At 56.1% G+C, this 24,948-nt stretch carries 26 protein-coding genes; all 26 read right to left on the bottom strand.

Annotated features, from left to right (window positions below; all coding sequences use genetic code 11):
- Positions 1-15: 15 nt before the first annotated feature.
- The gene (gene dprA / locus DI44_RS10415) at positions 16-897 is read right to left on the bottom strand and encodes a DNA-processing protein DprA (RefSeq protein ID WP_033025075.1); all 882 of its coding nucleotides are present in this window, start codon (positions 895-897) and stop codon (positions 16-18) included.
- 322 nt (positions 898-1,219) lie between these two features.
- On the bottom strand, positions 1,220-2,122 hold the full coding sequence (gene sucD / locus DI44_RS10420) for a succinate--CoA ligase subunit alpha (protein ID WP_011230709.1): 903 nt from the start codon (positions 2,120-2,122) through the stop codon (positions 1,220-1,222).
- 17 nt (positions 2,123-2,139) lie between these two features.
- Complete coding sequence (gene sucC / locus DI44_RS10425) at positions 2,140-3,300, bottom strand: ADP-forming succinate--CoA ligase subunit beta (protein WP_011230708.1); 1,161 nt, start codon at positions 3,298-3,300, stop codon at positions 2,140-2,142.
- Positions 3,301-3,415: 115 nt separating this feature from the next.
- Complete coding sequence (locus tag DI44_RS10430) at positions 3,416-3,703, bottom strand: EscU/YscU/HrcU family type III secretion system export apparatus switch protein (RefSeq protein ID WP_033025074.1); 288 nt, start codon at positions 3,701-3,703, stop codon at positions 3,416-3,418.
- Positions 3,700-5,247 carry a flagellar hook-length control protein FliK gene (locus DI44_RS10435; RefSeq protein ID WP_033025073.1) on the bottom strand — a complete coding sequence of 516 codons (1,548 nt, stop codon included), beginning with the start codon at positions 5,245-5,247 and terminating at the stop codon, positions 3,700-3,702. Before DI44_RS10435 ends, DI44_RS10430 begins: the two co-directional genes overlap by 4 nt.
- A gap of 18 nt (positions 5,248-5,265) precedes the next feature.
- Complete coding sequence (locus tag DI44_RS10440) at positions 5,266-6,048, bottom strand: ribonuclease HII (protein WP_013523388.1); 783 nt, start codon at positions 6,046-6,048, stop codon at positions 5,266-5,268.
- Positions 6,049-6,132: 84 nt separating this feature from the next.
- Positions 6,133-6,999 carry a ribosome biogenesis GTPase YlqF gene (gene ylqF, locus DI44_RS10445; RefSeq protein ID WP_013145770.1) on the bottom strand — a complete coding sequence of 289 codons (867 nt, stop codon included), beginning with the start codon at positions 6,997-6,999 and terminating at the stop codon, positions 6,133-6,135.
- 12 nt (positions 7,000-7,011) lie between these two features.
- On the bottom strand, positions 7,012-7,566 hold the full coding sequence (gene lepB, locus DI44_RS10450; protein ID WP_011230703.1) for a signal peptidase I: 555 nt from the start codon (positions 7,564-7,566) through the stop codon (positions 7,012-7,014).
- 119 nt (positions 7,567-7,685) lie between these two features.
- Entirely contained in the window at positions 7,686-8,042 is a 357-nt protein-coding gene (gene rplS / locus DI44_RS10455; protein ID WP_013145772.1) for a 50S ribosomal protein L19, read from the bottom strand.
- A 135-nt stretch (positions 8,043-8,177) separates the two neighbouring features.
- Complete coding sequence (gene trmD / locus DI44_RS10460; RefSeq protein ID WP_011230701.1) at positions 8,178-8,912, bottom strand: tRNA (guanosine(37)-N1)-methyltransferase TrmD; 735 nt, start codon at positions 8,910-8,912, stop codon at positions 8,178-8,180.
- On the bottom strand, positions 8,912-9,430 hold the full coding sequence (rimM, locus tag DI44_RS10465; protein ID WP_033025072.1) for a ribosome maturation factor RimM: 519 nt from the start codon (positions 9,428-9,430) through the stop codon (positions 8,912-8,914). Before rimM ends, trmD begins: the two co-directional genes overlap by 1 nt.
- A gap of 15 nt (positions 9,431-9,445) precedes the next feature.
- Positions 9,446-9,832 carry a YlqD family protein gene (locus DI44_RS10470; protein ID WP_011230699.1) on the bottom strand — a complete coding sequence of 129 codons (387 nt, stop codon included), beginning with the start codon at positions 9,830-9,832 and terminating at the stop codon, positions 9,446-9,448.
- An 88-nt stretch (positions 9,833-9,920) separates the two neighbouring features.
- Positions 9,921-10,157, bottom strand: a complete 237-nt coding sequence (locus tag DI44_RS10475; protein ID WP_011230698.1) for a KH domain-containing protein — start codon at positions 10,155-10,157, stop codon at positions 9,921-9,923.
- Positions 10,158-10,168: 11 nt separating this feature from the next.
- Complete coding sequence (gene rpsP, locus DI44_RS10480; RefSeq protein WP_011230697.1) at positions 10,169-10,441, bottom strand: 30S ribosomal protein S16; 273 nt, start codon at positions 10,439-10,441, stop codon at positions 10,169-10,171.
- A 94-nt stretch (positions 10,442-10,535) separates the two neighbouring features.
- On the bottom strand, positions 10,536-11,876 hold the full coding sequence (gene ffh / locus DI44_RS10485; RefSeq protein ID WP_033025070.1) for a signal recognition particle protein: 1,341 nt from the start codon (positions 11,874-11,876) through the stop codon (positions 10,536-10,538).
- A gap of 17 nt (positions 11,877-11,893) precedes the next feature.
- Positions 11,894-12,226: a putative DNA-binding protein gene (locus DI44_RS10490; protein WP_013523384.1), complete on the bottom strand. Its 333-nt coding sequence runs from the start codon at positions 12,224-12,226 to the stop codon at positions 11,894-11,896.
- A gap of 172 nt (positions 12,227-12,398) precedes the next feature.
- Entirely contained in the window at positions 12,399-13,385 is a 987-nt protein-coding gene (ftsY, locus tag DI44_RS10495; protein ID WP_033025069.1) for a signal recognition particle-docking protein FtsY, read from the bottom strand.
- A gap of 19 nt (positions 13,386-13,404) precedes the next feature.
- Positions 13,405-16,968, bottom strand: a complete 3,564-nt coding sequence (smc, locus tag DI44_RS10500) for a chromosome segregation protein SMC (RefSeq protein ID WP_033025068.1) — start codon at positions 16,966-16,968, stop codon at positions 13,405-13,407.
- Between the two features lie 228 nt (positions 16,969-17,196).
- A complete protein-coding gene (rnc, locus tag DI44_RS10505) occupies positions 17,197-17,937 on the bottom strand; it encodes a ribonuclease III (RefSeq protein WP_033025067.1) in 741 nt (246 codons plus the stop codon).
- 179 nt (positions 17,938-18,116) lie between these two features.
- Positions 18,117-18,350, bottom strand: a complete 234-nt coding sequence (locus DI44_RS10510) for an acyl carrier protein (RefSeq protein ID WP_011230691.1) — start codon at positions 18,348-18,350, stop codon at positions 18,117-18,119.
- A 61-nt stretch (positions 18,351-18,411) separates the two neighbouring features.
- Positions 18,412-19,155, bottom strand: coding sequence for a 3-oxoacyl-[acyl-carrier-protein] reductase (fabG, locus tag DI44_RS10515; RefSeq protein ID WP_011230690.1), 744 nt, complete (start codon positions 19,153-19,155; stop codon positions 18,412-18,414).
- Positions 19,156-19,159: 4 nt separating this feature from the next.
- Complete coding sequence (gene fabD / locus DI44_RS10520) at positions 19,160-20,101, bottom strand: ACP S-malonyltransferase (RefSeq protein WP_011230689.1); 942 nt, start codon at positions 20,099-20,101, stop codon at positions 19,160-19,162.
- A 21-nt stretch (positions 20,102-20,122) separates the two neighbouring features.
- Positions 20,123-21,106 (bottom strand): phosphate acyltransferase PlsX, encoded by a 984-nt coding sequence (gene plsX, locus DI44_RS10525; RefSeq protein WP_033025063.1) that lies wholly within the window; start codon positions 21,104-21,106, stop codon positions 20,123-20,125.
- A complete protein-coding gene (fapR, locus tag DI44_RS10530; protein ID WP_011230687.1) occupies positions 21,090-21,686 on the bottom strand; it encodes a transcription factor FapR in 597 nt (198 codons plus the stop codon). The genes plsX and fapR overlap by 17 nt, the downstream gene beginning before the upstream one ends.
- Positions 21,687-21,985: 299 nt before the next feature.
- Positions 21,986-24,034, bottom strand: a complete 2,049-nt coding sequence (gene recG / locus DI44_RS10535; protein WP_033025062.1) for an ATP-dependent DNA helicase RecG — start codon at positions 24,032-24,034, stop codon at positions 21,986-21,988.
- Entirely contained in the window at positions 24,031-24,915 is an 885-nt protein-coding gene (gene sdaAA, locus DI44_RS10540) for an L-serine ammonia-lyase, iron-sulfur-dependent, subunit alpha (RefSeq protein ID WP_011230685.1), read from the bottom strand. Before sdaAA ends, recG begins: the two co-directional genes overlap by 4 nt.
- Positions 24,916-24,948: the final 33 nt, after the last annotated feature.

Genomic DNA, 24,948 nt, shown 5'->3' with positions numbered 1-24,948 from the left:
TGTCAAACATGTGCATTACACGTACGGGAATTCATCCAAAATGTCCGCCGCTTCTTGCACTAGTTTTGCCCCGTGCTGAATGAGCGTATTCGGCCCGGCGGATTCCGCCAAACCGATCGGGCCGGGGACGGCGAACACTTCCCGCCCTTGCTCAAGCGCATACGCGGCGGTAATGAGCGAACCGCTTTTTCGCTTCGCCTGCACGACAAGCGTGCCGAGCGACAGCCCGCTGATGATGCGATTGCGCGCGGGAAACTGCCATGCCTGTGGGCGCGTTGCCGGCGGATGCTCAGCGATGACCAACTGTTCGTTCATCAGCCGGGTGGCGAACGGTCGATGTTCTTTCGGATAAATGTGGTCCAGCCCACCGGCGATGACGGCGATCGTCGACCCGCCATGCTGGACGGCAAGTTGGTGGGCGCACACGTCAATCCCAAACGCGAGCCCGCTGACGATCGTAAAGCCGGCGGCAACAAGCGGCGGCACCAATTTGTTCAACGCTTCGATTCCTTCCTTCGTCGGCCGCCTCGTGCCGACGATGCTGATCAGTTTCCGCTCCTGAAGCAAAGCGGAGTCCCCCTTTGCATACAGCACCCACGGCGGGGCATAAATATGCCGAAGCAACGGCGGATAGTCATGATCAAACACGGTGACCACATGAATGCACCGGTCCATATATGTTTTTATCACACGTTGCACATCGATGGAATACAAATCATGGAAAAAAGCGGTCCATTGAGCGTCGGAAAGCGGAACGAGCGGGCGGAGATCATGAGGAGGCAGAGAAAATGGAGCGGTGAGCGTCGGATCAACCTTCAGCAAGGAATGAATCGTCTTCCATCCTGCCCCGCGGCAATGATGGAGATGGATAAGTCGGTCGCGGACCGTATCGTACATACTGCTCCCCTTTCTTTTTTCACCTTCAGCATGGATCGATCGGTGCAACGAAAACGTTTAACATATCCTTGACGGAAAAGTCGCCTGTCTATTTTTTCGACTGTCGGAGGCAAGCCGCAGGCTTCCCCGTCACGCCTTGGCGTGACGGAAGACCGAACAGCCACCCGCTTCACAGACCCATACATGGGTCTTTAAGCGGCGTTGTTCGGTCGCCCGACAGCCGATCCAATTGCTCTGTAAAAGCGGCAAATGGGAAAGCTTCAAATTGCATCTATAGACATGATATGCAACACCCCGCACGGCAACGTGCGGGGCCAAACCATTAGTGCGTTTTGCATTTCTCGTACAAGCCGCGTTCTTTCAGCACAGAAATGAGCGTTTCGCCGATCACGGCCGGCGTTTCCGCCACTTTAATGCCGCATTCGGTCATTTTTTTGATTTTCTCTGCGGCCGTGCCTTTGCCGCCGGAAATGATCGCGCCCGCATGGCCCATCCGTTTGCCCGGAGGCGCCGTTTGCCCGCCGATAAAGCCGACGACCGGCTTCGTCATGTTCGCTTTCACCCATTCGGCCGCTTCTTCTTCCGCCGTGCCGCCGATTTCGCCGATCATAATGACCGCGTACGTTTCTTCGTCTTCATTAAACGCCTTCAACACATCGATGAAGTTCGTGCCGTTGACCGGGTCGCCGCCAATGCCGACCGCCGTCGATTGGCCGATGCCGGCTTGCGTCAATTGGTGAACGGCTTCGTACGTCAGCGTGCCGGAACGGGAAACAATGCCGACATGTCCTTTTTTATGGATGTAGCCCGGCATAATGCCGATTTTGCACTCTTCCGGCGTAATGACGCCCGGGCAGTTCGGACCGATGAGGCGCGTCTTTTTGCCCTCCATGTACCGTTTCACTTTCACCATATCAAGCACCGGAATGCCTTCGGTGATGCAAACAACAAGGTCGAGTCCCGCGTCGACCGCTTCCATGATGGCATCCGCAGCGAAGGCCGGCGGAACGTAAATGACCGAGGCGTTCGCTCCCGTTCTTTCGACCGCTTCGGAAACGGTGTCAAACACCGGCACGCCTTCGACTTCCGTGCCGCCTTTGCCCGGCGTGACGCCGCCGACGATGTTCGTCCCGTACTCGATCATCTGCTTTGTATGGAACAGCCCTTGCGAACCGGTAATCCCTTGTACGATCACTTTCGTATCTTTATTGACAAAAACGCTCACGTGTCTCCCTCGCTTTCTTAACGTACTAGCTCGACGATTTTTTGTGCTCCGTCCGCCATCGATTCGGCCGCAATAATGTTTAAGCCCGACTCTTGCAAAATCTTTTTCCCAAGCTCAACGTTCGTTCCTTCAAGTCGGACGACAAGCGGAAGCGTCAAACCGACTTGCTTCGTCGCCGCGACGATGCCGCTCGCGATGACATCGCATTTCATAATGCCGCCGAAAATGTTGACGAAAATGCCTTTGACGTTCGGGTCGGACAAAATGATTTTGAACGCTTCCCTTACTTTTTCCTCGCTGGCGCCGCCGCCGACATCGAGGAAGTTGGCCGGCTCGCCTCCGTAATATTTGATGATGTCCATTGTCGCCATCGCCAAGCCGGCGCCGTTGACCATGCAACCGATGTTGCCGTCAAGAGCGATGTAGTTCAAGTCGTATTTCGACGCTTCGACTTCTTTCGGGTCTTCTTCATCCAAGTCGCGGTATTCAAGGATGTCCGGATGGCGGTATAAGGCGTTTGAATCGAAATTCAGCTTCGCATCAAGCGCCATCACTTTGCCGTCGCCGGTGACGACAAGCGGGTTGATTTCGGCGATCGAGCAGTCTTTATCGACAAACACTTGGTACAAGCCCATCATAAATTTGACCGCTTGGTTGACGAGATGCTTCGGAATGTTGATGTTGAAAGCCAATCGGCGCGCTTGGAACGCTTGGAGCCCGACGGCTGGATCAATGTATTCTTTAAAAATTTTCTCCGGCGTTTTCGCCGCCACTTCTTCGATTTCCGTTCCGCCTTCTTCCGACCCCATTAACACGACGCGCGAGGTGGCGCGGTCGACGACAAGGCCGATGTAGTATTCTTTTTGGATGTCGCACCCTTCTTCAATCAACAGCCGTTTCACTTCTTTTCCTTCCGGGCCGGTTTGATGGGTGACGAGCACTTTGCCGAGCAATTCGCTGGCGTATGTACGGACTTCCTCGAGGCTTTTTGCCACTTTCACCCCGCCCGCTTTGCCGCGCCCGCCGGCATGGATTTGCGCTTTGACGACACACACCGGCGCGCCGAGCTCTTTCGCCGCTTCGACCGCTTCATCCACCGTGAACGCGACGCGGCCGTTCGGCACGCTCACACCGTAGCTTCGCAAAATTTCTTTTGCTTGGTATTCATGAATGTTCATGCGCCAACCTCCTATGTATAAAATCAAAAAAGTCTTAGCGCTTTCATTTTATACCTAACATTTCGCGCTTGTCCACCGTTTCGCCGCAAAATTACGAAAGCGGGAAACGGAAACATCACTCCTTCCCCGCTCTTTCTCCTTTCGCTTCCTGATCAAGCTGATACAAAAACGCGAACAATTCAGCCACTAAGGCGTACAGCTCCTCCGGGATCGTTTCGTTGATCTCCACTTTCCCCAGCAGCTCAACAAGCGTCGGATCTTGGCGAATCGGCACGCCGTGCTCGCGGGCGGCGGCGATGATCGCTTCGGCGACCTTGCCAACCCCTTTCGCCTTGACGATCGGAGCTGCGTCAAGTGCCGCATCGTAAGACAAGGCGACTGCTTTTTTCCGCTCCTCGTTCATGCTTGGCAATCCACCTCGCTGCAACTGTCGGCAAACAGAAAAACGGAAGGTGGAGGAGGGGCGGAACGCGTTGCCTTTACATCAATGCCTGAAAGCGCATAGCCGTGCGCCTGAAACCGCTCTTTGACAAGCGGAGCCATCCGCGCGGCAGCAACCGCCAACCGCGGATCATCGTGAAAAATGGAGATGTGGACGATCCGTCGTTGCACGCGCATATCAACGATCACCTCTCCCAGCTCTTCAAGCGTCAGGCAACAAACAATGCGGTTGTAATCGGCATCAAGCGTCCCGCCTTGTTTCCTCCTTCCTTGCCAGCACACAGCAAAATCGCTGCTGCGGCCGCCAAGCGGCAATGGAAACGAAATCCATACGTGCTCAATGAGCCCATCGCCGCCAGCAGCGATGGCCATGCCATCGAGCTGGTCGAGAATCGCTTCGGCCGCCCTCTTGGCCCCTTCGCTCCCCGATTCATGAAGAAAGCGAAGAAGCAGCCGTTTCAACGACGGGGCGGAAGGCAAATCCTCGATTTTCCCAACACGGACGAGCGCCGCCTCATCCTCAAGCCCAAGCCGCACGGCCGCTCGCCTCAGCCAGCAAAACAGCGACAGCGCCGGATCTCTCGTCGCTCGAGCGGCCGCCCACAACTTCGCTTCCGCGGCGGGCAGCGCTCCGCTTTGATAGGCAGCATCGAGAGCGGCCCACCGTTCCACAAACGCCTCCTCGTCCGTCAAGCCGAGCTGCCGAATGATATCGGCAAACCGGCGGCATTGCATCGCCTCCCGAAGCGCCAAGCGTCGGTCCTCCGGCAACGGGGCGAGCCCAAGGCTGGCAAGAAGCGCGCGGGCCGTTTCGGCCTCTTCCTCCCCTGACAGCAACAAACGCACGGTCGCCTCGTAAGCGGACAGCGGCGGTGAAAGAAACTTCTCCATCGCCCGGATGAGCTCAAGCGCCGCCGGATGGGCGGAAAGGGCGGCAATGGCCGCTTTCAGTTTCCCCAAACCCTCAGCGAGCGGCACCCCGGTTTTGGCTGCCCATAGCGCGCGAAACACGGCTGAAGAGAACGGCAGCCGGCGGCGAAACAAATGGGCGAGCACGTCTTCGGCCGCGTCCGGCTGGCCGGTCTCTTTCACCGCTTCAGTCAGTGCGGCAATTTCCTCTTTCGTTGCAGCCGCGCCAGCTTTCAGCGCTTGGCGGAGCACCGGCAGCGCCGCATCCGGCAGTTTCCACGCTTTTTGCCACCGGCGCACCGCCTCTTCACCTGACGGAGCAGACGCCGGTTCGGAAAGGGGAATGGCTTTCCAATAAATTGTTCCTTGTCGTTCGTGAATTTCAAACAAATACAAACGTCCGACGGCAAGCGGCGCCTCCAAACGGGCGCGCACAAGCTGTCCGCCAGCGCGGACGAGCGCCGCCCGCTCCCCGGTTTCCATCTCCTCGACCCGCTCCACTCGGCCGACGACGGCCTGCCCCGGCTGAAACCGCCGGCTGGATGTCGCGTCGCGGACAGCGGTCGTTGGCATCGTCCGCTCCATGCGCTCGACCATTTCGTCCCATCCCTTCTTCTAGAGCTGCTCGCTCGCCTCGAGCACCTCCCTCACCGGTGCGAACGAACGACGGTGCTCAGGCGTAACGCCGTAGCGGCGGATCGCCTCGAAATGTTCCGGCGTTCCGTAGCCCATATGGCGCGCGAACCCGTATTGTGGATAGCGGCGATCCAGTTCTTTCATCCACCGGTCGCGCGTCACTTTGGCGATGACCGACGCAGCAGCGATCGAAGCGCTGTTGGCGTCTCCTTTTATGAGGCGCTGTTGCGGCAGTGGGCACGGCACCGCCATCGCATCAACAAGCAAATGTTCAGGCGGCGGGGAAAGGGCGTTCACCGCTTTCGCCATCGCTTGCCTTGTCGCTTCGTAAATATTCCTTTCATCGATCTCCGCCGCGCTGACGATGCCGATGCCGATGGCGACGGCGCACGCTTCAATTTGCGCAAACAATGCCTCGCGCTTTTCCGGCGTCAGCCGCTTCGAGTCGTCAAGCCCCGGCAAATAGGCGTCTTTCGGTAAGATGACCGCGGCGGCGACGACCGGGCCGGCCAGCGGGCCGCGCCCGGCCTCATCAATGCCGGCGATCCGTCTAACGCCAGCGGCGTATAGTTCCCGCTCATAACGCATCAGTTCTTCCCACCGCTGCTCGATGGCGTGCCGGCGCGCTTTCTGCCTTTCAAAACGGGCAAGAAGCGCCTGCACGCTTTTTCGCTCATCCTGCCGCAGCATCTCCCAGCGCGGGTCGTCCTCGCCAAGCTTCGGAAGCAGCGCTTCAATGTCTTTCACCGTATACCGCTTCATGCTCCTCTCCCTCTTCTACTTATACTATCGGCTCTGTTTGGCCGACCGTAAAGCGCCGCCGGCAAAAAACGCCCGCCGGACGCGCTACGTCCGTGAAGCGGGCGTTTCAAAGCTTAAGCGGCCTAATTTTTCCGTGCGGATGTCATACAAAACGATGTCAGCCACTTTATCGTAGTCAACAGCGCCGCCTGACGTCAAGCAGCCGCGCCGCCTTCCGATGGCGTCAAACAAGGCGACAATGTCATCCGGAATGTCATCAAGGCCGTAGCGCTCCGCAAGCCGGTTGGGATAGTGGGTCGACAAAAAGCGGAGCGCATAGACGGCGACATCCTGCAAGTTTAAAATTTCGTCCTTAATGGCCCCGGTTACCGCCAACTTGTAGCCCACGTCCTCATCCTCAAATTTCGGCCATAGGATGCCTGGGGTATCAAGCAGCTCCATTTCTTTGCCGACTTTAATCCATTGCTGCGCTTTTGTCACCCCCGGCTTGTCGCCGGTTTTCGCGATATGGCGGCCGGCGAGCCGGTTGATCAGCGTCGACTTGCCGACGTTCGGGATGCCGACGATGAGCGCCCGAACCGGGCGCGGGTTTTTAATCCCTTTCGCCCGCATTTTCTCGAATTTGTCTTTCACCATCTCTTTCGCTGCCGCCGCGATTTGCCGGACTCCTGTTCCGCTTTGAGCATCGATGGGCAAAGCCAGCCGCCCTTGATCGTGGAAATAGCGGATCCACTGTTCGGTCACCGCCTCATCGGCCATATCAGCCTTATTGAGCAAAATGAGGCGCGGCTTTTGTCCGAGAATCTCGTCGATCATCGGGTTGCGCGAGGACATCGGCACACGGGCGTCAAGCAGCTCAAACGCTACGTCGATCAACTTTAATTTTTCTTGCACTTCCCGCTTGGCCTTCGCCATATGGCCGGGGAACCATTGAATCACTGTCATTGGCATCACCTGCCTCGTTTATTTCACAATCCGGGCGTCAGCCAACGGCCAATACACAAGATTCGCCTTGCCAACGACTTTGGACATCGGAATGAAGCCGATATGGCGGCTGTCTTTGCTGAAACGGCGATTGTCGCCCATGACAAACAAATGCCCCGGCGGCACCGTGCTTCGCCCGGTCAGTTCCTCCAAAGTGAACGATTCCGTCAGTGGACCGCCGTCGGACAACTGCTTTTTATACTCGTCCAAATACGGCTCTTCATACGGCTTGCCATTGATATAGAGCGTATCATTTTTGTATTCAATTCGGTCGCCCGGCAGGCCGATGACTCGCTTAATATAGTCTCTCCCTTCTTCAGCGTGAAAAACAATGATATCGAAACGGTGCGGCATGCCGATTTTATACGCCAGTTTATTGACGATCATCCGCTCATGGTTATGTAATGTCGGCATCATCGAATAACCGTCGACGATGATCGGAGCGAAAATAAAGTAGCGGATGCCCCCGGCGAGCAAGACGGCAACGACGATCGCTTTCATCCATTCACGCCATTCGCTTTTTTTCTGTTCCATTGTCCACCCACCTAAATCAAAGTTTGCAGTCGTGGATCACTACCGTAATCATCATTGGCGGTAGTGAAAAAAGGAGCTTGAAAGCAAGCTCCTTTTCCGCTGTGATCCACCGTTGTCCATTATTGCGCTGCGTTCGTATTTTCCTTGATGCGCGCCGCTTTGCCGCGAAGTTCGCGCAAGTAGTACAATTTCGCGCGGCGGACTTTCCCGCGGCGGATGACTTCCAGCTTGGCGATTTTCGGCGTATGCACCGGGAATGTGCGCTCAACGCCGACGCCATAGGACACTTTGCGGACCGTGAACGTTTCGCTGATGCCCGCTCCGCGCCGTTTAATGACGACACCTTCAAACACTTGGATGCGTTCGCGGTTGCCTTCGACGACTTTCACATGAACGCGCACCGTGTCGCCCGGGCGGAAATCCGGCAAATCCGTCCGCAGTTGTTCTTTCGTAATCTCTTGGATTAAATGATGCATCATGATCCACTCCTTCCACAGATGTTCATGCCAATGATCTCTTCATTGCAGCGGAACATCGTTTTCCATCCTCAAGCCAATCGCTTAAGGTCACACAAAAGACATGATAGCATAAACTGTTGACTCAGGCAATAGCTATTCGCGCTCCTTTTCCCACTCTTTCAGCCATTGCTTTTGCTTGTCTGTAAGCGGATATTCATCGAGCAAGTCCGGACGGCGCAAAAACGTGCGCCGGAGCGATTCCTTCTCGCGCCACTCGGCGATGAGCTGATGGTTGCCAGAAAGCAGAATATCCGGCACTTTCATGCCGCGGAAATCGGCCGGTCTTGTGTATTGCGGATACTCAAGCAGCCCGGAGCTGAACGAGTCATCGACCGGCGACGCCTCATTGCCGAGCACCCCGGGGAGAAGACGGACGACGCTGTCGACAATGACCATGGCGCCGAGTTCCCCGCCTGTTAAAATATAGTCGCCGATCGAAATTTCATCGGTTGCTAAATATTGGCGGATGCGTTCGTCATACCCTTCGTAATGGCCGCAAATGAGCACCAAATGCGTTTCTTTCGCCAGCTCTTCCGCCTTTTTTTGCGTGTAGCGCTCGCCTTGCGGGCAAAGCAAAATGATGCGGGCGCCAGGCGATCCAGCCGTCACGTGTTCCACCGCGTCAAAAATCGGCTGCGGCTTGAGCACCATGCCGGCGCCGCCGCCATACGGATAATCGTCGACCGTTTTATGCTTGTTGTCGGCAAACTCGCGAAAATCAATAAGGCGGATGTCGACGGCCCCTTTTTCTTGCGCCTTCTTTAAAATCGACTCGCTCAACACCCCGGAAAACATGCCGGGAAACAACGTTAAAATATCGATCCGCATCACTCGAGCAGCCCTTCCATCGGCCGGATGATGATCGTTTTCCGATCCGGATCGACGTGCAAAACGACCTCGTCAATGTACGGAATGAGCGCTTCCGATCCGTCTTCGCGCCGGACGACCCAGACGTCGTTCGCCCCTGGAGTCAAAATTTCCTTTACCGCGCCGATGGTCTCCCCGCCTTCTGTCACGACAGTGCAGCCGATGATCTCATGGAAATAATATTCCCCTTCCGCGAGTTCGCCGAGCTGGCTTTCCGGCACCTTCAGCATCGCTCCCTTAAACCGTTCCACATCGTTGATGCTGTCATAGCCTTCAAACGACAACAAGTCAAACGATTTATGGACGCGGTGGCTTTTCACCGTGACTTCAATCGGTTCCGTGTCCTGTTCGCGGAAAATGTACAGCTTGTTTCCTTTTTTATACCGTTCTTCAGGAAAGTCGGTGCGCGAAATGACGCGCACTTCGCCGCGAATGCCGTGCGTATTGACAATTTTTCCGACATTAAACCATCGTTCCATCGCTTTCATCCCTTCTTAGCGAATCTCTTTGACGACGCCGTCTTCAATGATGATGGCGCGCGTTTTTGTCACCTCTTCCCAACGGTCGCCGACGTTCACCTCAACGAGCGCCTCGACTTCCCGCTCTTTCAATTCGCTCCCTAACGGTAGCATATGTAATTGTTCGAGCTGAAACTCAAGCAGTTTCATTTTCTCCATCCGCTCGTCGATCTCTTTGGCAAAATATTGTTTCACTAAAGCGGGCGGATAGTTTCCGCTTTTCTCCATTCGTTTCTGTTCAAAACGAAGCTGGTCGCACTCGCGCTCGAGCTGCTGCTTGCGCGCCAAAAACGCGGCGGCAAGCTCTTGTTTGCTCCGTTCGGTGACGATTTGCCGCACCTCAACCGTTTGAATGAGCTTCATCCTCTTCCCCCTTTTGACACGGAATGAACGGCACCCGGGTCATTTTTGCGCCCTTTGGCATCATATCAAAAAAGGGAGAGGAACATCCTCACCCTTTGTCTTTCACTTGCACAACAACCCGCTTTGGCGATCCGGCCGCGGCGGCGGCAACGACCGTGCGAATCGCCTGGATCGTCCGCCCTTGTTTGCCGATCACTTTGCCAGTGTCGTCTTCATGCACGGACAGCTCATAGATGACGGCCGTCTCTTCTTCGCGGCGCTCAACCGCCACCGCCTCCGGATGATCGACAAGCGCCTTGACGATCGTTTCAATGAGCGGCTTCATGTGCATCTCGCTTATTTGCCGTATTTCAAGTTATGGAACTTCTCTAAAATGCCTTGCTTCGACAGCAAGCTGCGCACCGTATCCGATGGTTTGGCGCCGTTTTGCAGCCATTTGAGCGCCAATTCCTCATCAATTTTCACTTGCGCCGGCTCAGCGACCGGATCGTACGTGCCGATCGTTTCGATAAAACGACCGTCGCGCGGCGAGCGCGAATCAGCTACCACGATGCGATAGAATGGTTTTTTCTTTGTTCCCATGCGTTTTAAACGAATTTTTACTGCCATAGTCAGTACGCACCTCCGTATAGAGTTCACACAAGATAGTATATTAACAATTCTTTTTCCGTTTGTAAAGGTTTTTCGCTTAACAGATCTTCATTTACATAAATGGAAAACGGAATCCTTTCTTTTTCCCTTTTGGCATATTCGTCATCATTTTCATCATTTTTTTCATCTCGTCAAATTGCTTCAAAAGCCGGTTTACTTCCTGCACCGTCGTGCCGCTTCCTTTGGCGATCCGCTTTTTGCGGCTAGCGTTGATGATTTCCGGATGCGTTTTCTCTTCTTTCGTCATCGAGCGGATGATCGCCTCAACGCGGGCGATTTGCTTTTCATCGACTTGGATGTTGGCGAGCCCTTTGATTTTGTTGGCGCCCGGCAGCATTTTAATCAGTTCGTCAAGCGGTCCGAGCTTGCGCACTTGGCCGAGCTGCTCCAAAAAGTCGTCAAGCGTGAAGGTGGCCGTGCGCATTTTTTGTTCGAGCTCCTTCGCCTTCTCTTCGTCGACGGCCGCCTGCGCTTTTTCGATGAGCGTCAGGACATCGCCCATGCCTAAAATGCGCGACGCCATTCGCTCCGGATGGAACGGCTCCAAAGCGTCAAGTTTTTCGCCCATCCCAGCAAACTTGATCGGCGCTCCGGTGACGGCGCGAATCGACAGCGCCGCCCCGCCGCGCGTGTCGCCGTCCAGCTTCGTCAAAATCACCCCGGTGATGCCGAGCTGCTCATGGAAGCTTTGTGCGACATTGACGGCATCTTGCCCGGTCATGGCGTCAACGACGAGGAAAATTTCATCCGGCTTGACCGCTTCTTTCATTTTCTTCAGTTCATCCATGAGCGCTTCATCAATGTGGAGGCGGCCGGCTGTGTCGATGAGCACGTAATCATAATGCTCTTCTTTCGCCCGCTCGAGCGCCTGTTTCGCGATTTCAACCGGATTGGCGTGCTCGCCTAACGAAAAGACAGGCATGTCGAGCTGCTTGCCAAGCGTCTCAAGCTGTTTGATCGCCGCCGGGCGGTAAACGTCGGCAGCCACCAGAAGCGGCTTCCGGTTATGCCGTTTGCGCAGCAAGTTGGCCAGCTTCCCGGTGGTCGTCGTTTTCCCGGCCCCTTGCAACCCGACCATCATCACAACGGTCGGCGGTTTCTTCGCGACAGCGATTTGGCTTTGCTCACCGCCCATTAACGCCGTCAGCTCTTCCTTGACGATTTTGATCACTTGCTGGCCCGGCGTTAAGCTTTTCATCACTTCCTGCCCGACAGCCCGCTCGCTCACCTGTCTGATGAAATCTTTGACGACTTTAAAGTTGACGTCAGCTTCCAAAAGCGCAAGGCGCACTTCGCGCATCATCTCTTTGACATCCGCTTCGGTGACTTTCCCTTTGCCGCGGATGCGGTTCATCACCTGCTGCAAACGTTCAGACAGTCCTTCAAACGCCATGGCGGCCACCCCCTTTTTTAATCAAGTTCGTCAAGCTCGCGGACTAGCGCCGCCAATTCGGCGTCAGCACCGTAGTGCCGGCTGATGTAGTCTTTCAGCCGCTCGATGATCTGCCGCCGCCGTTCATATTTTCGCAGCAGCCCGAGCTTCTCTTCATACTGCTCCAGCATCGCTTCTGTACGCCGGATGTTATCGTACACCGCCTGGCGGCTCACCTCATATTGTTCGGCAATTTCCCCGAGGGAGTAGTCGTCCAAGTAGTAAAGCGCCATATAGTTGCGCTGTTTCGGCGTCAACAGCGCTTGGTAAAAATCGTATAAATAGTTCATGCGCATCGTTTTTTCCAGCACCGGACTCTCCCTCCCTCATTGTTAAGTAAAATACCTTTACAAAAATGTAGTGTACCTTCTTTTCGGCAAGGTGTCAAGGGATGGAACGAACAAAGGGCTTATCGGTTACACTCCCGTGGACGCAACAACAAAGGGCGCTCCATTGTTTTGGGAGCACCCTCTGTTGGCTTGTTTATGATTCCAGCAAATCAGCAAACAATCCGTAGACGTACTGTTCTGGATCGAACACTTGCAAATCGTCCATCTTCTCGCCGAGGCCGACGAGTTTCACCGGGATGGCCATCTCGTTGCGAATGGCAAGCACGATGCCGCCTTTCGCCGTGCCGTCAAGCTTCGTCAACACGATGCCGGTCACATCGGTCGCTTCTTTAAACAGCTTGGCTTGGCTCATCGCGTTTTGCCCGGTCGTCGCGTCCAACACAAGCAGTACTTCATGCGGAGCGCCCGGAATTTCGCGGCTGATGACGCGTTTCACTTTTTCGAGCTCTTTCATTAAATTCACTTTGTTTTGCAGCCGCCCGGCCGTGTCGCATAACAATACGTCAACGCCGCGCGCTTTCGCCGCTTGAATCGCATCATACATGACCGCCGCTGGATCGGAGCCGGCCGCCTGCTTAATGACGTCGACCCCAACGCGCTCGCCCCACGCTTCGAGCTGCTCGATCGCCCCGGCGCGGAACGTGTCGCCAGCTGCCAACAAGACGGATTTCCCTTCCGATTTCAGCTTATGGGCGAGCTTGCCGATCGTTGTCGTTTTGCCGACGCCGTTGACACCGACGAACAAAATGACCGTCAGCCCGCCTTCTTGTATATTCAAAGCGGAAAGTTCTTTGTCATCGGCGCCGGCGCGGTAAATGTCAACGAGCTTTTCGGCGATGACGTCGCGCATTTGCGCCGGGTCTTGAATGTTGCGGCGCTTCACTTCCATTTTCAGCTCATCGACAAGTTCCATGACGGTCGTGACGCCCACATCCGCGGCGATCAAAATTTCCTCAAGCTCTTCAAAAAACGCTTCATCCACTTTCCGATAACGGGCGATGAGGTCGTTCACTTTCCCGGCGAGCGAATTTCGCGTTTTTGACAGCCCTTCTTTAAACTTTTCGGTTACGGCATCCGCTTGCTTTGTCCATTTTTCTTTCCATTTTTGAAAAAAACCCATCCAAAGCGCCTCCTTTCCATTATGACCGCACGAGCTCCTTCGAATCTTCCAAACGGACAGAAACAAGCTTTGAGACGCCCGATTCTTGCATCGTGACGCCGTACAGCACGTCCGCTTCTTCCATCGTCCCTTTTCGATGGGTGATGACGATAAACTGCGTGTCGCGGCTGAACCGTTTTAAATATTGGGCATACCGCTGCACGTTCGCTTCATCAAGCGCCGCTTCGACTTCATCAAGGACGCAAAACGGCACCGGGCGCACCTTTAAAATCGAAAACAAGAGGGCGATCGCCGTCAGCGCCCGTTCGCCGCCGGAAAGCAAGCTTAAATGTTGCAGCTTTTTCCCCGGAGGCTGAGCGACGATGTCGATCCCAGTCTCAAGCAAGTCGTTCGGATCGGTCAGCCGCAAATCGGCGCGCCCGCCGCCGAACAGCTCGCCAAATACCTCGCCAAAATGGGCGCGGATTTGTTCAAACGTCGCGAAAAATCGTTTTTTCATTTCATCGTCCATTTCATCAATGACTTGGTGGAGCGTCGCCTTCGCCTCTTCCAAATCGGTTTTTTGCTCGCTTAAAAAGCGGTGCCGTTCGGAAACTCGTTCGTATTCATCGATCGCCCCCAAGTTGACGGTGCCGAGCTCCTCCATGGCGCGCTTGATCAGCTTCACCCGCTTGCGCGCCTCATCGGCGCCGATCTCAAGCGGGTACGCGGAGCGAGCCGCTTCAAACGACAGCCCATACTCTTCGCGCAGACGGACAAGCAAATTCTCAAGCTCCACATCAAGCCGGTTCAACTTTACTTCTTCGTCTTTCACGACATCGGCGAGCTGTTTATGCTGCCGCTTCGTCTCTTTCCATTCCTGTTCCAAATGTTCAAGACGGCGTTGGAAATCGAGCCGCTGTTCGCGACGGCTCGCGATCAGCTCCAATGTCTTTTGCTTGTCCTCAAGCTTTTGCTTTCGCAGCTGCTCAATCTCTTCCTCGTTCCATTCCGGCGCCTTCATTTCCGCATCCAAAGCGGCTCGTTCGCGCTCTGCTTCTTTGAGCCCACGGATCGTTTCGGCAAGCTCCGCTTCCCATTCTTCCACTTTCCGGCGTGCATGTTTCACGCGCTCTTTCGTTTCCGCCAAGGCGATTTTTTGCTCCGTGATCGCTGCCTGGAGCGCCTCTTTCGTCGTTTGCTCCGTCTGTTTTTGCGCCTGCAGCCGGCTGATGTCGTCATCGATCGCCTGCAGTTTCTCGGCAAGCTGCTCAAGCTGCCTGTCAATGGCGCCGAGGCGGCGGTTGAGCTCTGCCATTTCGCGCTCGTCGTTCGCCTTTTCTTCATCATACAGTGCGAGCCGCTCGTCGATCCGTTTTTTCTGCCATTCGAGCTCGCGTTGCTCGTCCTTTTGTCTTTGCAGGGCCTCCCGAAGCGCCGCAACCTCTTCTTGCAGCGCGTCCGCCTGCGCTTCCTGCTCCGCCAGCTCGTGTCGTTTTGCGGCAACAGCCCGCTCAAGCCGAGCGATCGTTTCATCCATTTCCTGCAGTTTGGCCGAAAGCGTCTCAAGCTCGCGGTTTCGACTTAGCAACGACGCGGTCTTTTTCGCCGCCCCGCCGCCGGTCATCGCCCCGCCAGGGCTGACGACATCACCGTCCAATGTCACGAGGCGATAGCGATAGTGAAGAAGCTTGGCCAGCTCATTCGCGCCTTTTAAATCGGCTGTCACGATGACATGGCCGAGCAAATGGGCGATCGCCGCCCTGTAGGCGCGGTCGTATTCGACGAGCTCGCTTGCGATGCCGACAAACGCCGGATGGCGGTCAATCGCCGCCCGCTCCCGTTCGGAAAGCGCGCGCGCTTGGATGACGTCAAGCGGCAAAAACGTCGCGCGCCCGTAGCCGTTCGTTTTCAAATAGTGAATCGCTTGCCGCGCCGCCTGTTCGCTGTCAACGACGATATGCTGCATCGCCCCGCCGAGCGCCGTTTCAATCGCCGTCTCATAGCGGTCCGGCACGCGAATGAGCTCAACAATGGCGCCATGAATGCCGGGCAGAAGGTCGCGCGCCTTTAATACTTCTTTTACTCCTTGGACAAAACCGGAATAATCATGTTGCATCTCTTCCAACCATTGCTGGCGCGCTTTGGTTTGCTGCCGGTATTGGCGCGCCTGATGCAGCAACGCTTCATGCTGCTCGAGCTCCGTTTTTTGCGCTGCGAGCGCCGCGGCGAGAGCGGCTTGTCTGTTATGCGCTTCCGTCAGCGCCTGTTCGAGGCGGGTCTGCTCGGCCCATAAAGCCGCCCGCTTCTGCTCGAGCTGTTCACGTTCGGCGAGATGGCGGCGGTTCGCTTCATCGAGCGCCGTCCGTTTGGCATGCAGCTTGCCAAGCGCCTGCTCCACATGTGCGCGTTCGTTTTTCAACGCCGCCTGTTCATGAACAAGGTCGATGTAATCACCTTTTCGCCGCTCGATTTCTTCTTCAATGTCGGCTTCATGCGCCGAAAACAAAGCCTGTTTTTCTTTCAGCTCCCGCTCGAGCGCTGCGGCGCCCGCCTCAAGCCGGGCGAGTTCCTCCCGCTCGGCATGCAGCTGCTCCGTCAAGCGGCGCCGTTTCGCAGCCAGTGCAGCCGTTATGTCGTCCAGCTGCGCTTTTCGCCTCGCGGCATGCTTTTTTCTCTCTTTCAATACTTCTTTCCGCCCTTCGAGCTTCTCAAGCTCTTCGCTGGCTAAAAGAAGCACTTGCTGCAAACCGTCGATCGATTCGTCAATGGCGGTCATTTGATCGCGGAGCTGTTCGATTTGGGCTTCCATTTTCTGCAACGCCGCCGCCAGCGCCACTTCGTCCCGCTGGTGCCCATCAAGCGCTTCCTTCAACTCATTCCATTGCCCGCGCAGCTGCTCGATGTCGTGAACCATCAGCGCCACTTCAAATCGCTCGAGCTCTTCGCGTTTTTCCAAAAACTCTTTGGCGAGCGACGCCTGCATGCGGAGCGGCTCAAGCTGCTGTTCGAGCTCGTGCAAAATATCGTTGACGCGGTGCAAGTTGTCTTGCGTCTCCGCTAGCTTCGCCTCCGCCTTTTTTTTCCGCAGCTTGTACTTCAACACGCCGGCCGCTTCTTCAAAAATCGTGCGCCGCTCTTCCGGTTTGCTGCTTAAAATCTCTTCGACCCGGCCTTGGCCGATGATGGAAAACGCCTCCTTGCCGAGCCCGGAATCGAGAAACAAATCGACGATGTCTTTCAAACGGCACGGCTGGCGGTTGATGAAAAACTCGCTCTCCCCCGAGCGATAAACGCGCCGGGTCACGCTCACTTCCTGGTACTCAAGCGGCAAAAAGCCGTCTTCATTGTCGAGTGTGATCGTCACTTCAGCCACATTGAGCGGCTTGCGCGATTCGCTGCCGGCGAAGATGACGTCTTCCATTTTCGCCCCGCGCAACGATTTTGCTGATTGCTCACCGAGCACCCAACGGATCGCATCGGTAATGTTGCTTTTGCCGCTCCCGTTCGGACCGACGACCGCCGTCACACCAGGGACAAACTCGATCGATACACGGTCGGCGAACGATTTAAAGCCGATCACATCCAATCGTTTCAGGAACATGGTATGACGCCTCACCATCTTTCCACTGTGATCCACCACAAACACCCCGGAGCCCTTTTTGGAAACCGAGACGTTCGATCTTTTCATCCTACCATATGAGCTATCGAAAAAAACGCCTTTCTTCCCCCGCTCAAGGCGCGCATGTTCATCGAAACACCCATGAGCAGCGTTTGCTCTCCATCCCTTCGCACGTTCACAGAAAAAAGACTGACGTAACAGCGCCAGCCTTCACTGCTGATCGGCAGCCTGCAACGTTTCGAGCGCCATTTGCGCCGCATGTTGTTCGGCTTCCTTTTTCGAGCGGCCGACGCCGATGCCAAGCTCTTGGCCGTTTAACGCTACGCGGGCGACAAACTCCTTGTTGTGGGCCGGACCTTTTTCCTCCAAAATGGCGTATTCAAGCGTTCCGCTGCCGTCCCGCTGCACCAATTCCTGCAGCTGGCTTTTAAAATCCATCACATGAGAAAAAGCACCTTCATCAATTTTCGGAAACATCGTTTTCTCCAAAAAGCGGATGACCGCGTCCATTCCTTGATCCAAATACAAAGCGCCGATGAACGCCTCAAAGACGTCTGCCAAGAGCGCCGGACGCGTCCGCCCGCCGGTCAGCTCCTCGCCTTTGCCGAGCAAGACGAGCTCGCCGAACGACAGGGCGTTGGCAAATTTCACAAGCGACGGCTCGCAGACGATGGCCGCCCTCAGCTTCGTCAATTGCCCCTCGCTCATATGCGGGAACTTTTGAAATAAATATTGAGAAACGGTCAGCTCCAGCACGGCATCGCCTAAAAACTCAAGCCGTTCATTGTCTTCGTGAAGCCGCCGCCGATGCTCATTCACATACGATGAATGGGTGAACGCTTGAATCAACAGCTTTTCGTTTCGAAAGGTGATGCCGATTTTTTTTTGCAGCTCTTGAAACTTCGCCCGCCTCTTTTCATGGATGCGCTCTTTATCTTTTTGTTTTGACATAAAAATGCCCTCCGACTTCGTTCCAGAACAAAATGGCCGTGTCTTCTTCTATTATATCCGTTCTCCGGTCCGCTACGCGAGCGGGAATCGTGCGCTTTTTTCCGCAAGGCCCGCCGAGCATCCCTGAAAAAGCAGAGAAAGCCCCGTTCGAAGCAACGGGACTTTGCAAAAAAGCAGCATTACAGACGACTTTTTATGTAGTTCACAGCGTCTCCGACTGTGACGATTTTTTCCGCCTCTTCATCGGAAATTTCCATGTTGAATTCGTCTTCAAGTTCCATGACGAGTTCGACGATGTCGAGCGAGTCAGCGCCCAGGTCGTCCTTAAACGACGCCTCGAGCGTCACTTGCGATTCGTCAACCCCCAGCCGGTCAACGATGATTTTCGTTACACGTTCCAATACATCGGCCATTGCGTTCACCTCCCTTCATGATTATAGTCGATTGGCAGAAAAAATACTAGCACTGTTTTTCTTACGGCATCACCATGCCGCCGTCAACATGAAGCGTCTGTCCAGTCATGTAGCTCGCGGCGTCGGAAGCGAGGAAAGCGACGACGCGGGCGACATCATCCGGCTCGCCAAAGCGGGCGAGCGGAATTTGCTTTAACATTTCCGCCTTCAGCTCCGGGCTGAGCGCTTCGGTCATATCGGTCGTAATGAATCCTGGTGCGACGGCGTTAACGGTGATGTTGCGGCTGGCGAATTCGCGCGCCGCCGTCTTCGTCAGCCCGATGACGCCGGCCTTGGCGGCGACATAGTTCGCCTGCCCCGGATTGCCGATCACGCCGACGACCGAAGCAATGTTGACGATCCGCCCATAGCGCTGCTTCATCATCGGGCGCGTTGCCGCCTTCGTACAAAGAAATACTCCTTTTAAGTTCGTGTTAATCACGGCATCCCATTCTTCTTCTTTCATCCGCATCAATAAATTGTCGCGTGTAATGCCGGCGTTGTTGACCAAAATATCGAGGCGGCCAAAATGGTCAATCGTCGTTTTCACCATGCGCTCAACATCTTCAGCGCGGGCGACGTCCGCCTGCACGGCGATCGCTTCGCGGCCGAGCGAGCGGATGGCCTCGACAACTTCATTCGCTTTCGCCTCGCTGCCGGCGTAATTGACGGCAACGTTCGCCCCTTGGCGGGCAAGTTCCAGAGCAACCGCCCGGCCAATGCCGCGCGACGCCCCGGTCACAAGAGCAATTTTTCCTTCGAGCATCGCTTTATTCCCCTTTCAGCGCCGCAACGGTCGCTTCGAAGGAAGCAAGATCGTTCACCGCATAAACGCGGGCGTTGCGGTCGATTTTTTTCACAAGGCCGGACAACACTTTTCCCGGACCGATTTCGACAAACGTGTCGACGCCAAGCGAAAGAAGCGTGCGCACCGACTGCTCCCAACGCACCGGCGAATACAGTTGTTCAATGAGAAGGCGGGCGATGTCCTCTTTTTTCGTCACCGGCTCAGCAGTCACATTGGCGACGACCGGAATGACGGCGTCACGAATCACCAAACTGTCAAGAACCGCTTTCAGTTTTTCTGCCGCCGGCTTCATGAGAGCGGAGTGGAACGGACCGCTCACCTCAAGCGGAATGACGCGTTTGGCGCCGCGTTCTTTCAAAAGCTGAGCCGCTTTTTCCACTCCGGCTTTCGAGCCGGAGATGACAATTTGCCCCGGGCAGTTGAAGTTGGCCGGCTCGACCGGATCGCCTTGGGCGGCGATTTCATTTGTCACTGCTTCAAGCGCATCAGCGTCCATCCCAAGCACCGCCGCCATCGTCCCTTCACCGGCCGGCACCGCTTCATCCATCAGCTCACCGCGGCGGCGCACCGCGTAGACGGCATCGGCAAACGACATGGCGCCGGCGGCGACAAGCGCCGTATATTCGCCTAAGCTGTGGCCGGCGACATAGTCCGCTTTCAGCCCAGCGCCGTCGACAAGCTGGAGCAAGGCGATGCTGGCGGTCAAGAGCGCCGGCTGGGCGTTATATGTCAACGTCAGCTCTTCTTGCGGTCCGTTGAACATGAGCTTGGAAAGCGCGAATCCAAGCCGCTCGTCAGCCTCCGCGATGACGGCACGGGCGCGGTCGTCATGCTCGGCAGCGTCTTTCGCCATGCCGACCGTCTGCGATCCTTGGCCAGGAAATAAAAAGGCGATTTTCCCCATTTTTGATTCCTCCTTTACCGATTATGCCCGTTCCAGCTCCGCTCTGATCGTGCCGATGACATCATGAACCACCATCTCTCGCGCCTGGCGGATGGCGTGGAAGATGGCGTTCGCATCGGACGACCCGTGCGCTTTAATGACCGGAGCATTTAAGCCAAACAGCGCCGCGCCGCCATACTCCGAGTAGTCCATCATTTTTTTCAGCCCGGCGAGCTTTGGCTTGAGGACGGCGGCGGCCAGCTTCGCCGCGACGCCGCTTGTCAGCGTCTGCTTGAGCAAGGAAAAGAGCGCCATCGCCGTCCCTTCAATCGTTTTTAACGCAACATTGCCGGCAAAGCCGTCGGCGACAACAACATCAGCCACTCCTTGCAGCAGATCGCGCGCTTCGACATTGCCGATGAAATGAAGGTTCGTTTCCTTGAGCAAGGCAAACGCCCGTTTCGTTGTTTCGTTTCCTTTTTGGTCTTCCGTTCCGACGTTCAGCAAGCCGATGCGCGGTTTTTCGACGCCGCGCACGTTCTTTGCGTACACATGTCCCATCAAAGCGTATTGCTGCAAATGTTCCGGCTTTGCATCGACGTTGGCGCCGACATCCAGAAAGACAAAGCCGCGCCCATCCAACGTCGGCAGCGTCGGGGCGAGCGCCGGGCGGTCGATGCCGGCTGCCCGCCCGACGACAAACAGTCCGGCTGCCATGAGCGCCCCGGTATTGCCGGCGGAAATGCAGGCAGCGGCGCGCCCTTCTTTCACTTCTTCCGCCATGCGCACCATCGACGAGTTCTTTTTGCGCCGCACTGCCCGCACCGGCTCATCATCTGCTTCGATCACTTCGTCGGTGTGGATGATCGAAATGCGCTCTTCACCCGTCACATGCGGGCGAATTTTCTCTTCATCGCCAATCAGCGTAATCTCGATGTCAGGGAAATGGGCGGCGGCCATAAGCGCCCCGCGCACGATTTCGCTCGGGGCATGGTCTCCACCCATGGCATCAACCGCGATATTCATTGCTGTCCCCATCCTTTTTCTCTATGTTTGAACGATACATTTCAAACGTACCAGAAAAGACGAGCTCCTGGCCGACGTAGCTGTTCACCTCGACGATTGTGCGCCCGTGCGCCGTTTTTCCGGTCACTTTCGCTTTGGCTACGACCCGCTCCCCTTCTTTCACTTGGCGCACAAAACGAATGGTCGCTTTCGCTGTCAGCGCCAGTTCATCATGGATGACAGCGACGGCAAGCGAGTTGGCCTGAGCGAACAAATGATGGCCGCGGGCGATGCGGGTGCGCCGAAAGACGTGCTCCTCTTTCACATCGAAAATCGAAATGGCGCTCGCATCCGGCTCGATGTCAATAATGTCGCCGATCACTTCTTCAAGCGGCAACGCCCGCACTTTATCAGCGAACGACTGGCGGGCGACATTCTTGATGCGCTCACGCAGTTCGGGAATCGACAGCTCAAGCCGATCAAGGCGGATCGTCTGCACGCTGACCGAAAATTTTTCGGCGAGCTCTTCATCGGTGATAAACGGGTTTTCCCGGATCGTCTCCTGCAACAACCGTTGCCGTTCGCGTTTGCTTTTTCTCATCGATTCGTGACACCGTCCGATTTTATGACTAGGTACTAAAAGTAATATATAATATCAAAAAACGAAATGCAAGCACAAAAAATGAACAGCGCCACATGCTGTCGGCCGCTGTGGATCCGACGCCCCCCTCGCCAAACGGCTTTCTGCTCCATCCTCGAGGCCCACAAACGAAATAGTGGGACAGGCATCTCCTGCCTCCTCCGTCCGAGCAATAAAAATATAGGCTTCCACTGGCCAAAAAATCAATTACCATAAAAAACAGCGGGGCGCGAATGCGCCGGCGCCTCCTCCCCTGTCTATTAATCTAGCTTTTCCCCATCGAGTATGCCGGACGCTTCCAGCTCGGCGCGCAGCCCGGCGTACGCCTCATCGCGCCAAAACGCGGCCGAGGAAACGAGCTTGGCGGCATCGCGGCGGGCGACTTCCAAAATGCGGTAATCATGCACTGGATCGCCGTAGCGGAATTCCGGGAGCCCGCTTTGTTTTGTACCGAAAAAATCGCCCGGACCGCGCAGCTCCAAATCTTTTTCGGCCAACACAAACCCATCGGCCGTTTCCGTCATGATGCGCATTCGTTCTTTGCCGACTTCCGATTTCGGGTCGGCGATCAAAATGCAGTACGACTGGGCGTCGCCGCGCCCGACCCGCCCGCGCAGCTGATGGAGCTGGGCGAGGCCAAACCGTTCGGCGTCGTAAATGACCATCACCGTCGCATTCGGTACATTCACGCCGACTTCAACGACCGTCGTCGAGACGAGCACATGGATGCGGTTTTCGCTGAACGCCCTCATGACGCGTTCTTTTTCGTCGGCCGACAGCCGGCCGTGCATCAAGCCGATCTCATATTTCCCGCGATAATAATGGACAAGCTGGCTATGGACATCGATGGCGTTTTGCACATCCAATTTGTCCGACTCCTCAATGAGCGGACAGATGACATACGCCTGATGACCACGGCGCAATTCCTTTTCGATAAAATCGAGCACGCGGGAGAACTGATGATGCTTCACCCAATACGTCTCGACTTTTTTTCGTCCGGCCGGCATTTCATCGAGCACCGATACGTCCATGTCGCCGAACGCCGTAATGGCGAGTGTGCGCGGAATCGGCGTCGCCGTCATCATCAATACATCCGGTGCATGCCCTTTCTCACGCAAAACGCGGCGCTGTTCGACGCCAAACCGGTGCTGCTCGTCCGTAATAACGAGGCCGAGCCGGCGAAACTGCACTCCTTCTTGAATCAAGGCGTGCGTGCCTACGACGATATCAATTGTTCCTTCTTCCAGTTCGGCAAGCACCGCTTTGCGCTGCTTTCCCTTCACTGAGCTTGTCAAGAGCGCGATCGTCACATCCGTATCGGCAAACAGCTCGGCGAGCGAGCGGGCGTGCTGTTCAGCCAGAATTTCCGTCGGCACCATCAGCGCTCCTTGAAATCCGGACAAAGCGGCGGCGTAAAGAGCGACAGCGGCAACGACCGTCTTGCCAGAACCGACGTCGCCTTGCAAAAGCCGGTTCATTTGCCGCGGCGAGCGCATGTCCGCCAAAATTTCGCCGATGACACGGCGCTGGGCGTTCGTCAAGACAAACGGCAATCCGGAAAGAAAGGACGAAAGCCGCTCTTCAGAAAACGAATGAACGACGCCGCGCCGCTCATCGCGCATCAATCGACGGAGCGCCTGCATTTTCAGCTGGTACAACAAAAACTCCTCATAGATGAGCCGGCGCCGCGCCTGATGCAATTCTTCGCGCGTGCGCGGAAAATGAAGGGCGCGGAGCGCTTCTTGTTTGTCGACAAGGCGATAAGCGCGGCGCAAAGCGGGCGGCAGCGGGTCGGGAATGTGCTCGCCAAACTGTTCGAACGCCGCTTTCATCAACCGGCGCATCGTTTTCACCGTCAGTGGGCTGCGCACGGAGTAAACCGGCTCGATGCCGGTGGTCTCCGGAGCCGGTCCGAACCGAAGCTCGTAGGCGTTGATCGTTTGCCGATGCCGGTCCCATTTGCCGATCACCGTCACCGTCTCGTTCAGGGCGATTTTTTCCTTCAAATAGGGACGGTTGAAACAAACGACGGTGATCAAGTAGCGATCGGCCAGCATGCGGAAGGAAATGCGCGATTTTTTCTTTCCGTAATACGTCAACAGCGGGGCGCTGTATACTTTTCCTTCCACTGTCACTTTTTCTTCATGGCGGACGGCGGCCAAATCTTTTTGTTTGTAATCATCATAGCGGTACGGGGCGTACGCAAGCAGCTCACCGACCGTCGCGATGCCGATGTCGGCAAGCGCCGCCGCCGTCTCTTCACCGATGCCTTTGACCGCCGTCACCGGCTGCTGCATCGCTTCGTTCACTTCGATGCCGCAGAAGCGCCGAAAATGCGGGCCGCAATGGCGCGGCCAGTCGGCGTCGCGGCCAACCCCCCTTGCGCCGTTTCTTTGAGCGCCACCGGCATGGCTGCACCGATGCGATACATCGCTTCAATCACTTCATCGCACGGGATGCGGCTTTTAATGCCGGCTAGCGCCATATCCGCAGCGATCATGGCGTTCGCCGCCCCCATCGCGTTCCGCTTGACGCACGGCACTTCGACCAGGCCAGCAACCGGGTCGCATACTAATCCCAACATATTTTTTAAGGCGATGGCCATCGCTTCGGCCGCTTGAGCAGGCGTCCCACCGGCCAGCTCAACCAGCGCCGCGGCGGCCATGCCGGCCGCCGACCCAACTTCGGCTTGACAGCCGCCGGCGGCGCCGGAAATCGAGGCGTTGTTGGCGACAATGTAGCCAAACGCCCCGGCTGTAAACAAAAACTCAATCATTTCCATTCTTGTCGGCCGCAGCTTCTCTTTCACGGCAAACAGCGTCCCCGGGACGACGCCGGCCGCCCCAGCCGTCGGCGTGGCGCAAATGACGCCCATCGCTGCGTTCACTTCGTTGGTCGCCATGGCTTTGCTGACGGCGTCTAAAATCGTCTCTCCGGACAAAAAACGGCCGCCCTCAATATAACGCTGCATCCGCACCGCATCTCCGCCCGTCAATCCGGAGCGGGACACAACCCCTTCGAGTCCCCTCTCGACGGCGCGCTCCATGACGGCTAGATGGTGATCCATTTGCGCGATCACCTCTTCCCGGCTTCGCCCGCTCACTTCCACTTCCTGACGAATCATCACTTCAGCGATTTTGATGCTGTCCTTTTCGGCCAACGCCACAAGTTCAGCCACATTGCGAAACATTTGATTCCCACCTGTCCTCTCTCCATCATGGCT

It is taken from the genome of Geobacillus sp. CAMR5420 (genome assembly GCF_000691465.1).
Taxonomy (GTDB): domain Bacteria; phylum Bacillota; class Bacilli; order Bacillales; family Anoxybacillaceae; genus Geobacillus; species Geobacillus thermoleovorans.
Note: the sequence above shows the minus strand (reverse complement) of the source record. Positions and strands in the feature narration are given on the sequence as shown.

Coding starts and splice junctions, on each gene's coding strand:
- fabG (WP_011230690.1), bottom strand. CDS start 19,155: ATGCTCGAAGGAAAAATTGCTCTTGTGACCGGGGCGTCGCGCGGCATT.
- DI44_RS10470 (WP_011230699.1), bottom strand. CDS start 9,832: ATGAAGCTCATTCAAACGGTTGAGGTGCGGCAAATCGTCACCGAACGG.
- fabD (WP_011230689.1), bottom strand. CDS start 20,101: ATGGGGAAAATCGCCTTTTTATTTCCTGGCCAAGGATCGCAGACGGTC.
- ftsY (WP_033025069.1), bottom strand. CDS start 13,385: ATGGGTTTTTTTCAAAAATGGAAAGAAAAATGGACAAAGCAAGCGGAT.
- rplS (WP_013145772.1), bottom strand. CDS start 8,042: ATGCATCATTTAATCCAAGAGATTACGAAAGAACAACTGCGGACGGAT.
- dprA (WP_033025075.1), bottom strand. CDS start 897: ATGTACGATACGGTCCGCGACCGACTTATCCATCTCCATCATTGCCGC.
- trmD (WP_011230701.1), bottom strand. CDS start 8,912: ATGCGGATCGATATTTTAACGTTGTTTCCCGGCATGTTTTCCGGGGTG.
- plsX (WP_033025063.1), bottom strand. CDS start 21,106: ATGAATATCGCGGTTGATGCCATGGGTGGAGACCATGCCCCGAGCGAA.
- DI44_RS10440 (WP_013523388.1), bottom strand. CDS start 6,048: ATGAAGCGGTATACGGTGAAAGACATTGAAGCGCTGCTTCCGAAGCTT.
- smc (WP_033025068.1), bottom strand. CDS start 16,968: ATGTTCCTGAAACGATTGGATGTGATCGGCTTTAAATCGTTCGCCGAC.
- sucC (WP_011230708.1), bottom strand. CDS start 3,300: ATGAACATTCATGAATACCAAGCAAAAGAAATTTTGCGAAGCTACGGT.
- fapR (WP_011230687.1), bottom strand. CDS start 21,686: ATGAGAAAAAGCAAACGCGAACGGCAACGGTTGTTGCAGGAGACGATC.
- DI44_RS10510 (WP_011230691.1), bottom strand. CDS start 18,350: ATGGCCGATGTATTGGAACGTGTAACGAAAATCATCGTTGACCGGCTG.
- DI44_RS10430 (WP_033025074.1), bottom strand. CDS start 3,703: ATGAACGAGGAGCGGAAAAAAGCAGTCGCCTTGTCTTACGATGCGGCA.
- ffh (WP_033025070.1), bottom strand. CDS start 11,876: ATGGCGTTTGAAGGACTGTCTGAACGTTTGCAGCAGGTGATGAACCGC.
- DI44_RS10475 (WP_011230698.1), bottom strand. CDS start 10,157: ATGAAGCCGCTCATTGAAACGATCGTCAAGGCGCTTGTCGATCATCCG.
- rnc (WP_033025067.1), bottom strand. CDS start 17,937: ATGTCAAAACAAAAAGATAAAGAGCGCATCCATGAAAAGAGGCGGGCG.
- lepB (WP_011230703.1), bottom strand. CDS start 7,566: ATGGAACAGAAAAAAAGCGAATGGCGTGAATGGATGAAAGCGATCGTC.
- rpsP (WP_011230697.1), bottom strand. CDS start 10,441: ATGGCAGTAAAAATTCGTTTAAAACGCATGGGAACAAAGAAAAAACCA.
- DI44_RS10435 (WP_033025073.1), bottom strand. CDS start 5,247: ATGGTCGAGCGCATGGAGCGGACGATGCCAACGACCGCTGTCCGCGAC.
- sdaAA (WP_011230685.1), bottom strand. CDS start 24,915: ATGTTTCGCAATGTGGCTGAACTTGTGGCGTTGGCCGAAAAGGACAGC.
- rimM (WP_033025072.1), bottom strand. CDS start 9,430: ATGGAACGATGGTTTAATGTCGGAAAAATTGTCAATACGCACGGCATT.
- ylqF (WP_013145770.1), bottom strand. CDS start 6,999: ATGCCAATGACAGTGATTCAATGGTTCCCCGGCCATATGGCGAAGGCC.